We start from the raw sequence: 13,430 nt of genomic DNA, 5'->3' as shown, positions 1-13,430 counted from the left end.
CAGATTGCCTCTTAGGGTGCCCAATAAATATGATATAGACTCGGCACATGTTCGTCAAGAACTTTTTCTGTTTTCACATAGCGTTCTTTTTAAACAAACTAACGTTTAGCGAAAACTTTTTTATTCGTCTTCCTCGTCATCGTCGCCTAATACATCTTCATCGTCGACTACAGAAAGTCCAGCGATGTTTTCATCTTCTTCATCGTCATCACCTAGATCTTCAAGATCTTCTTTGTACTCGCCAAGATTTTCTTCATCTTCGTCATCGACCATTACACCGTGCTCATCTACAGCGACACGATCACCGAATTCAACAACATCTTCTTCGTCATCGTCTTCTTCAACATCTTCATCTTCGAAGACTTCAATTTCGTCGTCGAATCCTTTACGTTTTCTACGGCGTGGTTTTTCATCTTCTTCATCATTGTCGTGTGTGATTTCTTCATCGATTGAATCGATTGGATACCAGCCACGTAGTCCCCAGCGGTTAGAACCTAAAGAAATGAAACGACCATCAATATTCAAGTCTGTATAAAATTGAATCATCTCTGCTTCTAATTCAGCATCACCGATGTTCAAGTACTCTGCAACTTGCACAAGTAAATCATTGTAATTAGATACTTGTCCAGTATTTTCTAAAATAGCGTGTGCTACGTCTACCATTGCTAATTCATCTTTTGATTGTCCATCGAATTGTTTGAGTTCCAAACCCACACGACCTTTCTTGTCTATGCTCATTTTATTTATAAGTGATGATTGTCAGACTACCGCTATTAAACTTCTTAAGCGTACTTCTATTTACGGCATCCAGTTTATACTACCTTATCACGTCGTAAAACGCAATCTTATTTGGTAAGAACCCAATTTTTCTCCATTAAAATAAAGCGCATAGTCGACAGACATTCTTCCAGCGAACGGTCGATCATAATAGCTGATTTTAAGGTTTTGTGTATCAATCTTGATGGGCATGATGCCTGCTGCTGTTTTATATTGCGTTTCAGTCACTTCATCGCTGTTGAAAGTTAATCTTGTAAGAAACTCTCCTCTACGAATTAAGTTGACCGTTCCGTTAGGATTGATTTTCACCGTAACCGGTACAGCCGCTTCCCCTGTAAATTTTTCTTCGTATCTAATGTAATAACTGTTGTTCATATAAACCACTCGACCTTTTTCTTCAAATACATGGTGGTGTGTTTCTCCGTTTTGCACATATGAACTCTCCATTATAACCTCTGCCGGCAATCCATTCGCTAATTCTTTTGAAGGCACAGTTGACTCTCCTTTCATCATCTAATCCCTTAGGCAATAAATGATTGATTCTATACTTTTCAGTTTATCACAAAATCAGAGGGACGTCTCACACTTCCTTTTCTTTATTACGGCGTAGGCAAAAAAAACAATCTTTGTTATACTGTTTCTATAGAAAACTATCATGACTAAAGGAAGATTTTACATGACGCCATTAAATGCGCGCATACTCCCAAACGAAGTACCTTATATCCTATTCGATTCAGAATCTGCACCTTTTGATCAGACGCCAGCTTCTCCTTTTGCTTTGACGGATGCCTTCATTGAATATGCTGTTAGACTACAGCAACCGGTCCTACATTTCTGGTCCACAGAACCCCTCGTTATTCTAGGAATGATGGATACCAAGTTGCCTTTTTTAACAGAAGCACTCTCCATCTTCATACAATCAGATTACGATTATGTTGTTCGAAATTCCGGAGGTTTAGCTGTTGTCAGTGATCCCGGTGTATTGAACATTTCCCTGATTTTTCGAGAAGGCGATCGACGTCTCACGATCAATGAAGGGTACGAGCGCATGCACGCTCTGATTCAAGAAACATTCAAAGATTATGGTAAAACGATTGATGCTATTGAAATTCCAGACTCTTATTGTCCGGGAGATTACGATTTAAGTATTGATGGCAGAAAAATTGCTGGTATTTCTCAACGCCGTATCAAAGGCGGCATTGCGATCATGATTTATCTCAGCGTAACCGGTAATCAAAAAGCACGTGGTGAATTGATTCGTTCCTTTTATCAAAAAGGGCTCGCTGATATTGAAACAAAGTGGCATTTCCCAGACGTACGCCCCGCTTCTATGACCACCCTAGAGGAAGCATACGGTATGCCCCTCACTCTTGTTCAAGTAAAACAAAGTCTGACTATGACCTTACAAAAATGGGTTCCACAATTACAACTAGGCGAATACGATCAGCTTTTAGAACAACAGTACTTTGAAGGTATGGAAAAAATGAACAAAAGAAATGAAAAACTAGGCGAATACAAACAAAAATGACGGACTATATTGACCGATAGAGAGGAGTCTCTGTTTACCGCGCAGATCGAATCACTACTATTTCGACTGTTTTACAGCGGAAACAGTCACCTATGAGCGCAGATAAATTCGAACGCATCGACCGTTTACCCTTTGAGAAAGTTTTCAAAGACCCTGTTCATGATTATATTCACGTAAGACATCGACTCATACTAGATTTGATTGATACCAAAGAATTCCAGCGTCTTCGTCGCATCAAACAATTGGGCACCGCACAATTCACTTTTCACGGCGCAGAGCATTCTCGTTTTTCTCATTCTCTCGGTGTTTACGAGATCACACGAAAAATCGTAGACATGTTTGAACGGAATTATCCAGACGATTGGGATGCAGATATGCGTTTAGTTACGCTGTGCGCTGCCCTATTGCACGATCTTGGACATGGACCATTTTCTCACACCTTTGAAAAGATATTCGACACTGATCATGAAGCTTTCACGACGGATATTATCCTATCAGAGAGCACAGAGATTCACAAAGTGCTTCGTCGCGTTTCACCTGACTTCCCTAACCAGGTTGCTAGCGTTATTACCAAAGAACATGCCAACCCACAAGTCGTCCAACTGATTTCCAGTCAAATCGATGCAGATAGAATGGATTATCTTCAACGTGACGCTTTCTTCACCGGTGCGACCTATGGTGCATTTGATTTATCACGTATTTTGAGGGTGATTCGCCCTTATCAGGATGGCATTGCTTTTCAATATCAAGGCATGCATGCTGTAGAAGATTATGTCGTCAGTCGTTTTCAAATGTATATGCAAGTCTATTTCCATCCTGCTTCTAGAGGAATGGAAGTCACCTTAGACCGTTTGCTTTACCGTGCAAAACAGCTTTTCGAACAAGGTGAGCTTTTCCCAGCATTTCCTTTACTTGACCCCTTTTTCAAGGATACTCCTACACTCTCAGACTATCTGAGATTAGATGATGGCGTTCTGCAAACGGCGATCAACCTTTGGACGACTAGTGAAGATGCTTATCTCAGTGAATTGTCTAAGATGTTTTTGAACAGACGTCCCTTTAAATCTCTTTCTTATCAAAAAGGAAAAGATGAGCATCTTGTTGAGGAATTAAGAGACATCGTCGGGAAATTAAACTACGATAAAACGATTTTCACTCGTACCAACAGTAGTTCTGATTTACCTTATGATTATAAACTCAAAAGTAAAACGCCTATCCATTTGATGCAAGCTGACGGCACACTGATTGAATTAAGTGAAGCAAGTCCGATCGTACGCTCGCTAAGTGGAAATTTACATGGCGATCATAGATTATTCGTGCCGAAAGAATTACTTGAAAAACCGGCAGACAATAAAGAAGTCAGCATGTTCCAAGATGACTACGATGCTTTTCAACAATATATTGTGAATGACCGGATCGTTGATCCGAATAAAAATAGAAGTGGAGAATGATTGAGGCATGAAAAAAGATTTAATCGCAATTGATATGGACGGAACCTTGCTTAACCCAGAACGCAAAGTGACAGAAGAAGTGAAACAAGCAATCCACGAAGCCAAACAAGCTGGAATTAAAATCGTCTTATGTACAGGACGCCCTTACCCTGGTGTAACAGCGTATTTGAAGGAACTAGATCTTCAAAACGAAGGTGACTACGTGATTACTTACAATGGTGCTTTGGTTCAGAAGTCTGATACAGAAGAAATCATTTCACAACATACGATGACACACGCCGATTATAGTACTTTAGAAAAAGCCGCTCGTGAGTCTGGTGTCCACTTCCATGCGATCCGCAACGACGGTATTTATACCCCCAACAAAAATATCGGTAAATACTCTGTCTTGGAATCTTTTATCAACGAAGTACCATTGTTTTATAGTGCACCGGAAGAGATGGATGCCCAAACGCCTTACAATAAAATGATGATGATCGATGAAGAACCGTTACTGGAAGCAGCGATTGCACAACTTCCAAAAGCGTTGTGGGACAAGTATACCATTCTACGTAGCGAGCCGTTTTTCTTGGAATTTTTAAACAAGAAAGCCAATAAAGGCATCGCACTAGAAGACTTGGCAAATAGTTTGAATATACCTCGTGAACGTGTAATGTCTATCGGTGACGGTGGTAACGATGTTCACATGATTGAATATGCGGGTACTGGTGTGGCTATGGGTAATGCCAAGGATGTTGTAAAAGATGTAGCAGATGCTTTCACGACATCTAACGCTGAGAACGGTGTAGCAAAAGCTATTCGTGATTTCGCACTGTAATATTCTCTATAAAATTTTAGAAAAGACTGAACTGATGCGGATATTGTTATCAGTTCAGTCTTTTTTTCATGATTCTTTCCCTAATAATTAGCGGTTTCGCGGATAAATTTGTATACGTAATTTAATTCTATAATCGTTTGGTTTTATCCTTAAAATGATGAGTGTTATACTTTGTCTAGACAAAAAGATAAGGGAGATGGAAGAAACATGGCAGACAAACCAGTTTATACAACAGCAGCAGTCAATACAGGTGCTCGTAATGGAGAAAGTCATACTCCGGATCGTTCTTATGAGGTCAACGTAGATACACCGAAAAAAATGGGTGGAGATGGAAATGGTACGAATCCAGAGCAATTATTTGCTTTAGGTTATAGTGCTTGTTATCACTCTGCACTTGATCATTATAAATCTGAGAAAAAAATCGATAATAAATCACAGGTAACCTTGACTGTTCATTTATTGAAAGATCAAGCTGACGGCGGATTCAAATTAAGTGTAGAAATCGAAGTCGGCATTGAAGATATGAGTGATGCGGATGTTCAGGAACTTGCTGAAAAAGCACACCACTATTGCCCTTACTCAAAAGCTACTATGGGAAACATTGATGTAAAAATCAGCGCAGTACCTTACGTTGCTGGAAAATAAATCTAACTTTTCTTCAGGACTCAGACGCTTCATGTCTGAGTCCTTTTTTTATTGTATTGGTTTTTCTTGACTATTCGAACAAACGTTCTTATAATTAAACCAAACATATATTCTTTAAGGAGAAACGCTTATGCTTCAGAAGATGGATTATACTAACGAACCTCGGCGAGATATTCTCTGTATCGATGTGAAATCTTTTTTTGCTTCGGTTGAGGCTGTCGACCGCCAACTACATCCGCTCGAAGCCTATATCGCTGTCGTCAGTAAACCAGATAATAATGGTGGGCTTGTTCTCGCTTCTTCGCCGATGGTAAAACAAACTTATGGGATCAAAACGGGCTCGCGCGTGTTCGACTTCCCTCGTCACTCAAAGATTCAAATCGTAGAGCCACGAATGGCTTTTTATTTGGAAAAAAACATAGAAATCCTTAGTATTTTTAAACGGTTTGTCGCAAACGACGATTTACTCGTTTATAGTATTGATGAATCATTTTTAGATGTAACACATTCACACCGATTATTTGGAACGACCGAAGAAATTGCTAAAAAAATCCAACAATTAGTCTGGAAAGAATTGAATCTCGTCGTAACTGTCGGTATTGGCGATAATCCGCTTTTAGCTAAATTAGCATTGGATCACGCAGCAAAAGATGATCGAGAGCGGAATTTCATTGCGGACTGGCGCTACGAAGACATTCAAGACACTGTATGGCACATTCATCCACTATCTGATTTTTGGGGGATCGGTGCTCGCACAGAAGCCCGCTTAAAACGAATGGGCATAACCTCTATTTACGAATTATCCCAGTTCGATGTCCGTCAGTTAAAGAAAAAGATCGGTGTCATTGGAGAACAGCTCTTTTATCACGCACATGGTATTGACCGCACACTTTTATCAGAAACCTTTACGCCTAGCTCTACTTCTTATAGTAAAAATCAAATACTTAATCGTGATTATGTGGATCAGCACGAAGTCGAGATCGTCATCAGAGAAATGGCCGAAGAAAACGCCATGCGTCTTCGTAGGCACTGTGCGACAACTAGCGTAGTCAAACTCAGTCTTGGCTATTCAAAACATATTGAGGATAGAGGGTTCAGTCATCAAATGCTGATAGAGGCCACTGATTCTTCTAAAGTTATTATTCATTCTCTGTTGTTGCTATTTGAGCGTCACTATACTTATAAGCCAGTGCGCGTCATCAATGTTACTTTTGGTACGATCAGGCCCAAACAATCCCTTCAATTGAGTTTGTTTGAAGAACCGCAACAGTTGATCGACCGAGAAGAACTGGATAAAACGATTGATCACATTCGAAAACAACATGGCTATACCGCTCTTTTGCACGCTAGTAGTCTTGTTCAAGGCGGTATGGCCTTGCAACGTGCAAAGTTATTGGGTGGTCATCGCTCAGGTATCCTCAAATAAAAAACCTGCTCTTCGAACCGCCAGCAAGGGATGCTTGTCTGACTGTTCAAAGAGCAGGTCTGATTACCGTTTATTTTTTAGCTGTTGAAAATTTTCTGTAGACGCTTCTTAGCTGTTTATTGTTTACCAAGAACCAGATCGTCATGACCCGAATAACTATGGTTACTGCATTCTGAATCAATCTTGGTGGTAGAATAACGGCCAAAGGATTCTCGGTCAAAATCATTAACCAAGCTGTATTTAAGATAATATGGATAATGACAGCAATGACTACCTCTACAGCGATGACTTGCCACAAACGGATCTCTTTTCTGTGAAGAAATAAGCCATAAGCAACCCCAGTCAATAACGCAGAAAGTGTGAAGCCTGGAAAAAGTGTACCGGACCCACCTGCCAGCATAAATACTAAAATATCCGCTAAAGCAGCGGCTATTCCTGCTACAACAGGCCCAAACAATAACCCAATGAGCGCAATCGGTAAGAATGCAAAAGTGATTCTAACAATCGGAGTCATAATGCCTACCCTACTGAGTGCTAAGTTCATGGCAATCAAAATACCTACGATTGCTAATCCCTTCGTTCCTATATTCCAATTTGATGGTTTCCCATTATTTCTAAAAGCCGATTGCTGTTGATTTTGCATGATTCGAAGATCTCCTTTAATTTGAATTTTGTACCGCATGAATAGGATACAACTACTATCTATGATTGCTCGCAGATAGCCGTTCATTAAAGAGTCCTCGCTAAAAAACCGTTAGAGCTTTAAAGCGGATGCAGAGAGAAATCGCAAAACATAACTGTTTTTTCGTCTGAGGGCGACATCCCATCCACTCAGCACTTAACGCTTCTCTCTTACTCTTGTCGTATACTAACTTTACGCAGGTATTTACTTTGGTTGAATCGGTTCTATTATAGCATGTTTCTGTCCTGTACTGATCGTTTTTCCAACGATTAAATACTGAACCGGTATATCGTGAGGCTCCACTGGCATTTCCTCTACAAGTTGACTGGAGCATACAAGTGATAGGGTCGTATTGGGGAAATCGGCTAATAATCGATCATAATAACCGCCACCAAATCCGATTCTGTACCCTTCTCTTGTAAACACAACACCTGGAACGATCATCAAATCAATCGTCTCCACTGCGCACCTCGTTGTTTCTTGAACTAACGGTTCACGAATACCAAAGTATCCTGCTTTAACTTGCGCGAACTGGTCGATCTCATAAAAGTGAAGCGCTCGTGTGGCATGAATAGACTTTGGGACCGCTACTTTTTTCCCTTCATACCAAGCTTGTTTGATAATCGGTTCAGTATCCCATTCTAATCCGCCTGATAGCGTTACACCGATACTCGTCGCTTCTTTCCAGTGTTCCGAGTCAAAGAGCGTTTTGTAAAAAGCTTGTTCTATCAGCTGTTTTTCCGTTGAAGATAGGGATTTCAATGTGTTCATGACTTGTGCACGAATCGTTTCTTTCTCCAAATCCTCTCCCCCTTTAGTGCTTATGTTCCGCTTTTAGTGCCCAGGCTGCTTTGACAACTTGCTCAGCTAGAATTGCTGTAGTGATTGTCCCGATTCCACCGGGTACAGGTGTTATCGCTGACGCCTTTTCCGCGACCGCTTCATATTGAACATCTCCGCAAGTCTTGCCATTGATGCGACCGTAACCAACATCCACAACGATTGCATCTTGTTTAATATGATTTGGACCGATCAAGTGCGCGACACCCGTTGCCGAGATCACGATATCTGCTTGTTGTGTATACTGTTCTAAATTTTTTGTTTTAACGTGACAGTTAGCCACAGTCGCTTCTTCGTTAAGCAGTAAAATCGATAGTGGTTTCCCTACAACAGGGCTACTTCCGACTACGCAGACATCTGCACCTACTAACTCTACTTTGTAGTACTCCAGCAATGCCATTACAGCTTTGGGTGTACTTGGCCATAAACCAGATTGATCATTTTCTACTAGCTTACCTAAGTTATCAGGCGTCAAGCCATCAATATCTTTTTCAGGATCAATTCTTTTCGCAATATCATTTCGAGAAATTCCTTCGGGCAAAGGCTGCATTACCAATATGCCGTGTGTCTGATCATCTTCGTTTAAACGGTCAATTTCTGCAAAGATATCCGCTGACGTCGTATCTTCTGGAAAAAAGACAGAAGTCACGTCAATCCCAATTTGATTCATTGTTTTTACGGCTGCCGTTTCGTATGAAATAGACGACGCATCTTCCCCAATTCTAACAATCGCCAGTGTCGGACGACACTCTACTCGTTTCAGTTCATCGACTACTTGTTTCGCTTGCTGGCTGATTTTTTCTGCTACTGGCTTACCCTCTAATATTTTTACCAACTACTGCACACTCCTTGTCTCTACTGATGGCCATTTTTTATGTACCAAGTAATATTTCGAGTCTGCATACAACTGATCTGCTTTGCCTTCTCCTTGGACAAGATATGCATTACTTAGCCCTTCCAACTCTTTTTTGGTTGTTTCATCTTTCATGAAATTCGTATTTACAAGTACATTGAGATGAGAAGACTGTAAGGCTGTTCTTGCAAAAAGCACCCCTACTGAAATGTCATTCACGATTGATCCGCGAATCGATAAGGTTGACAGTTTTTCATAAAGCTCAATCAATTTCAGTGTTGTTTTCATCATTTTCAGTGGTGGTTGAACAGCACTATGCAGCCCAGTTTCTATCGCTTGTTGGCGCTCAGACTTTTGTTCTTCTGTCTCTTTCGGCATTGCATAAGCTTTTGAAACGGGCTCGAATGCATGGGCATCTTCATCTTTTAATTGTTCAAAATAGGCTTGAACCTCTGCTGCTTCCATTAAAATCGTTTGGACTCTTTCTTTGAATTCACTTTCCAATTTCTTGTTACTCTGGATTTCAGAGACCATGTGTATCAAAGCCGCACTCATTGCACCTATCAGCGCTGTCGCACTACCGCCTCCAGGCAGTCCATCTTTAGACTGTAGTTCTTTTAAATATTCAGCGATCGATTGTTCTGTCATGTAACCTGTCCTTCTCTCTTAGAATAATCCTGTGATCTTACCTTCTGATGTGATATCAACTTGCTCAGCTGCTGGCTTCTTCGGTAATCCTGGCATCCGCATAATATTACCTGTTAAGACAACAATAAACCCTGCTCCGGCAGAAATCGATAACTCTCGAATATTTACACTAAAATCGCTCGGTCTACCTAACTTATCCGCTTGGTCCGACAGGGAATACTGTGTCTTGGCCATACAAACAGGTAGCGCACCATACCCCAACGCTGTTAGTTTTTCTGCTGCTTTTTTTGCTACAGTGGTCCATTCTGTTCCAGATCCACCGTAAACTTTTTGTACGACTTTTTCTACTTTATCTTCAATAGTGTCTTCTAGTTCGTAAGCAAATGTCAATTTAGAGGGTGTCTCACAGACCTCGACAACTTGTTTTGCGAGTGCTACTCCTCCATTACCACCTTTGGCCCATACATCAGATTGAACCACTTTAACGCCTTGTTTTTCACAGGCTTCTTTCAATAATTGAAGCTCTGCTTTTGTATCTTGAGGAAAAGTGTTAATGGCTACAACGGCATTTAACCCAAAAACATCTTGGATATTTTCAACGTGTTTCAATAAATTTGGTAGTCCTCTATTCAATGCTTCTGTGTTTTCTTGATCGAGTTGGGCTTTCGATACGCCACCATGCATTTTCAGTGCTCGAATCGTCGCGACGATCACCACGGCATCGGGTTCGATTTCACCCATACGACATTTGATATCAAGGAATTTTTCCGCACCTAAGTCTGCACCGAATCCTGCTTCTGTTACGACATAATCCGCATGCGCCATGGCCATCTTAGTAGCTAGCAGACTATTACAACCATGGGCAATGTTAGCAAAGGGACCCCCATGAACGAATACTGGTGTATGCTCAAGTGTTTGAACTAAATTAGGCTTCAGTGCATCTTTTAGTAGAGCTGCAACTGCGCCTTCAGCGCGTAATTGACCCACAGTAACAGGATGATTAGCATAGGTATAGCCCACCAGACAATTCTTTAATTTCTCTTTTAATTCATCAATCGAACGAGATAAACAGAGAACAGCCATGATTTCTGATGCAACTGTGATATCAAACCCATCTTCTCGTGGCATACCGTTCGAACGCGCCCCAATCCCACTGATCAGTGAGCGTAATTGACGATCGTTCATATCGATAGCTCTTCTCCAAGTCACTCTACGAGGATCAATATCAAGTTCGTTCCCTTGATAGATATGGTTATCGACCATTGCTGCTATTAAGTTGTTAGCTGCCCCGATCGCATGGATATCACCGGTAAAATGCAGATTTAAATCTTCCATTGGAATAACTTGAGCGTATCCACCACCTGCCGCGCCACCTTTCAATCCAAATACGGGCCCTAGTGAAGGTTCTCTCAGTGCAATGGCTGTCTTCTTGCCGATTTTCTGCAATGCGTCTCCGAGACCAACCGATGTCGTCGTCTTCCCTTCCCCTGCCGGTGTAGGGTTGATTGCTGTTACTAAAATCAGTTTCCCTTGTGGTTTTTTATCCAGACTTTCCCCAGACAACGTAACTTTAGCTTTATAAGGTCCGTAATGTTCAAGGTCTTGTGTATGAATGCCTATTTTTTCTGCTATTTCATCTATTCGCAACTGAGTAGAGGCTTGTGCAATTTCAATATCTGTCTTCATTTTATAACCCTCCGTTTTTTAAACGAATAAAAATAAAAAAATCGGATTATTCGTTCGTCAATTAGTCTAAACTTCGTTATCTTTCTATGTACATCGATTATAACACATGAATAGTCGAACTTTAATCCTCAATATCGGAATCCTTTTGAACGATAATGAAATCTGTTACATTGTGTCATTCTAAATAATTATTTATCGACATTGTTCCAGATATTTCGTAAAATAGGAATAGCTCGTATAAAAGGAGGATATACCTTGAAAATATTAGATAGAGTTGCTTTAGGTATTCTGATATTAGGTGGCATTCATTTACTACTAATCGGATTAATTGGTTTTAACACTGTAGAATTCTTTTTAGGTAGCGTAGAAGAATGGGGAACTCGTATCGTTTATATCGTTATCGGTCTTAGTGCTTTATGGTGCTTCAAGTACTTCTCATTCACTCCCAGAGGTGGAAGTCGTTTGCGCGACCGTTAATGTCTTATCTGATCGTATTTGTTTTTCACATATAGACAAGTGCCTTCACATTCGATAATAACCATATACTTCAACTATAAAATGAAAAAGTCGAGTTATTATAGCTATCTATAATAACTCGCTTTTTTGTTTATTCATAGAATTCAACTCTATTTTTTGCTTAACTGTACAGTACGATGCCTGCGATCATCAACAATATACCAATGATCAAAGAGACGACTGCACCTAATACATAGATACTGACATACCATGAAAAATACTTATTTGCTTTACGATTTGTTTCTTGATGGCTCTTTTTAAGTTGCTTAGGAAATTTCAACGATAGACCGCCATAAGCGGCTAGTATAAATCCAATAACGATTAATAAAACCATTCAATACCCTTTCTCTACTTACTGTTATTTATTTTAAATAGGTAAATCTTCTCGTCCTTTTCCACGGAAGAAATCTCTCCACTGATAAAAATCGGCATCTAGACCACGTAACAGAATCTCAGCTGAACCGACATTTGTTGCCAATGGAATCTCGTACACATCACTTAAGCGTAACAAAGCTGAGATATCTGGTTCATGTGCTTGGGAAGTAAGCGGGTCTCTAATAAAAATAACAAGATCCATTTTGTTATCAGAGATATAAGCACCGATTTGCTGGTCACCACCGAGTGGGCCAGACTTGAAACGATGGACATCTAAACCTGTTTCTTCAATAATTCTGGTACCTGTCGTACCTGTTGCGTATAGTGTATGTTTTTCTAGAATATATTTGTACGCAGTTGCTAATTTGATCATATCTTCTTTCTTTTTATCGTGTGCAATCAGTGCGATATTCATATCGATTACTCCATTCTTTTTAGTTTGGCTTCAATGATATGCCTCTCTGTTTTATCATAACATATCTTATTGGGTAGATAATACCCAGAACTCATTCTAAGTTATAAGCGTTATATTTGCTCCAACGTAAAGCGCGAGATACACTGAAGTTACAAATCAATAGGAGGAATAACTAATTATGGGTAAAAAAGTTGCAACAGTTATGACGAAATTATTTGAAGACGTAGAATTTACTTCACCAAAAGAAGAACTTGAAAAAGCAGGACACGAAGTCGTTACCATCGGTTTTGAAGCAGGCGAAACGGTTGAAGGTAAAAAAGGAAAAGCTTCCGTAACGATTGATAGAAGTATTGATGATGTAAAACCTGAAGACTTCGATGCGCTATTGATTCCAGGTGGCTTCTCACCAGACCAGTTACGCAAAGATGAGCGTTTCTTGAATTTCACACGTGCTTTCTCTGCAGATAAAAAACCAATCTTTTCAATCTGCCATGGTCCACAATTATTGATCAATGCCGAAGTTGTTAAAGGTAAAGACATTACGTCTGTATCTCAAGTAGCCATTGATCTTAAAAATGCTGGCGCGAATTTCCATGACAAAGAAGTCGTTATTGATGATTCTGGATTGATTTCAAGTCGTACACCAGACGATTTACCGGCTTTTAACGAAGCTATGGTAAATGCTTTACAATAATTACGGTTAACTGAGGAAATTATTATTTTTCTTAGCTAAAACCTTAACTGATTTTAAGGTTAAACAGCCGTTTTATT

At 40.1% G+C, this 13,430-nt stretch carries 16 protein-coding genes and 1 riboswitch; of the genes, 7 read left to right on the top strand and 9 right to left on the bottom strand.

Annotation, left to right across the window (positions count from 1 at the left end):
* Positions 1-120: 120 nt before the first annotated feature.
* Complete coding sequence (rpoE, locus tag J5J05_RS05145) at positions 121-708, bottom strand: DNA-directed RNA polymerase subunit delta (protein ID WP_208559599.1); 588 nt, start codon at positions 706-708, stop codon at positions 121-123.
* A 117-nt stretch (positions 709-825) separates the two neighbouring features.
* Positions 826-1,269, bottom strand: a complete 444-nt coding sequence (locus tag J5J05_RS05140; RefSeq protein ID WP_208559598.1) for a YwiB family protein — start codon at positions 1,267-1,269, stop codon at positions 826-828.
* 184 nt (positions 1,270-1,453) lie between these two features.
* On the opposite strand from J5J05_RS05140, the gene J5J05_RS05135 reads away from it, so the two are divergent.
* The 5 genes from J5J05_RS05135 to J5J05_RS05115 all read left to right on the top strand — a co-directional run bounded on the left by J5J05_RS05135 (position 1,454) and on the right by J5J05_RS05115 (position 6,644).
* Positions 1,454-2,305, top strand: a complete 852-nt coding sequence (locus tag J5J05_RS05135) for a lipoate--protein ligase family protein (RefSeq protein ID WP_208559597.1) — start codon at positions 1,454-1,456, stop codon at positions 2,303-2,305.
* Between the two features lie 92 nt (positions 2,306-2,397).
* Positions 2,398-3,756: an HD domain-containing protein gene (locus tag J5J05_RS05130; protein WP_208559596.1), complete on the top strand. Its 1,359-nt coding sequence runs from the start codon at positions 2,398-2,400 to the stop codon at positions 3,754-3,756.
* A 7-nt stretch (positions 3,757-3,763) separates the two neighbouring features.
* Positions 3,764-4,573, top strand: a complete 810-nt coding sequence (gene yidA / locus J5J05_RS05125; RefSeq protein WP_208559595.1) for a sugar-phosphatase — start codon at positions 3,764-3,766, stop codon at positions 4,571-4,573.
* Between the two features lie 207 nt (positions 4,574-4,780).
* Positions 4,781-5,218 (top strand): organic hydroperoxide resistance protein, encoded by a 438-nt coding sequence (locus J5J05_RS05120; protein ID WP_208559594.1) that lies wholly within the window; start codon positions 4,781-4,783, stop codon positions 5,216-5,218.
* A 130-nt stretch (positions 5,219-5,348) separates the two neighbouring features.
* Complete coding sequence (locus tag J5J05_RS05115) at positions 5,349-6,644, top strand: Y-family DNA polymerase (RefSeq protein ID WP_208559593.1); 1,296 nt, start codon at positions 5,349-5,351, stop codon at positions 6,642-6,644.
* 70 nt (positions 6,645-6,714) lie between these two features.
* On the opposite strand, the gene J5J05_RS05110 is transcribed toward J5J05_RS05115, so the two are convergent.
* The 5 genes from J5J05_RS05110 to J5J05_RS05090 all read right to left on the bottom strand — a co-directional run bounded on the left by J5J05_RS05110 (position 6,715) and on the right by J5J05_RS05090 (position 11,353).
* Positions 6,715-7,287 carry a folate family ECF transporter S component gene (locus tag J5J05_RS05110; RefSeq protein WP_208559592.1) on the bottom strand — a complete coding sequence of 191 codons (573 nt, stop codon included), beginning with the start codon at positions 7,285-7,287 and terminating at the stop codon, positions 6,715-6,717.
* Between the two features lie 120 nt (positions 7,288-7,407).
* Positions 7,408-7,506, bottom strand: a riboswitch (THF riboswitch).
* Positions 7,507-7,530: 24 nt separating this feature from the next.
* Positions 7,531-8,127, bottom strand: a complete 597-nt coding sequence (locus J5J05_RS05105; protein ID WP_208559591.1) for a 5-formyltetrahydrofolate cyclo-ligase — start codon at positions 8,125-8,127, stop codon at positions 7,531-7,533.
* Between the two features lie 13 nt (positions 8,128-8,140).
* Entirely contained in the window at positions 8,141-9,001 is an 861-nt protein-coding gene (locus tag J5J05_RS05100) for a bifunctional 5,10-methylenetetrahydrofolate dehydrogenase/5,10-methenyltetrahydrofolate cyclohydrolase (protein WP_208559590.1), read from the bottom strand.
* Positions 9,002-9,667 carry a cyclodeaminase/cyclohydrolase family protein gene (locus J5J05_RS05095; RefSeq protein ID WP_208559589.1) on the bottom strand — a complete coding sequence of 222 codons (666 nt, stop codon included), beginning with the start codon at positions 9,665-9,667 and terminating at the stop codon, positions 9,002-9,004. It lies immediately after the preceding gene.
* Between the two features lie 18 nt (positions 9,668-9,685).
* Positions 9,686-11,353, bottom strand: a complete 1,668-nt coding sequence (locus J5J05_RS05090) for a formate--tetrahydrofolate ligase (protein ID WP_208559588.1) — start codon at positions 11,351-11,353, stop codon at positions 9,686-9,688.
* Between the two features lie 255 nt (positions 11,354-11,608).
* On the opposite strand from J5J05_RS05090, the gene J5J05_RS05085 reads away from it, so the two are divergent.
* Positions 11,609-11,830: a DUF378 domain-containing protein gene (locus tag J5J05_RS05085; protein WP_208559587.1), complete on the top strand. Its 222-nt coding sequence runs from the start codon at positions 11,609-11,611 to the stop codon at positions 11,828-11,830.
* A gap of 160 nt (positions 11,831-11,990) precedes the next feature.
* Here J5J05_RS05085 and J5J05_RS05080 read toward each other — a convergent pair whose 3' ends face one another.
* Positions 11,991-12,203: a DUF6199 family natural product biosynthesis protein gene (locus J5J05_RS05080; RefSeq protein ID WP_208559586.1), complete on the bottom strand. Its 213-nt coding sequence runs from the start codon at positions 12,201-12,203 to the stop codon at positions 11,991-11,993.
* A 33-nt stretch (positions 12,204-12,236) separates the two neighbouring features.
* Positions 12,237-12,659, bottom strand: a complete 423-nt coding sequence (mgsA, locus tag J5J05_RS05075) for a methylglyoxal synthase (RefSeq protein ID WP_208559585.1) — start codon at positions 12,657-12,659, stop codon at positions 12,237-12,239.
* A 178-nt stretch (positions 12,660-12,837) separates the two neighbouring features.
* Between mgsA and J5J05_RS05070 the strand changes: the two genes are divergently transcribed.
* Positions 12,838-13,353 carry a type 1 glutamine amidotransferase domain-containing protein gene (locus J5J05_RS05070; RefSeq protein WP_208559584.1) on the top strand — a complete coding sequence of 172 codons (516 nt, stop codon included), beginning with the start codon at positions 12,838-12,840 and terminating at the stop codon, positions 13,351-13,353.
* Positions 13,354-13,430: the final 77 nt, after the last annotated feature.

The sequence above is a fragment of the Marinilactibacillus kalidii genome (assembly GCF_017599325.1).
GTDB classification, from domain to species: Bacteria; Bacillota; Bacilli; order Lactobacillales; family Carnobacteriaceae_A; genus Marinilactibacillus; species Marinilactibacillus kalidii.
This window is presented reverse-complemented; position numbering and strand designations above follow the sequence as displayed.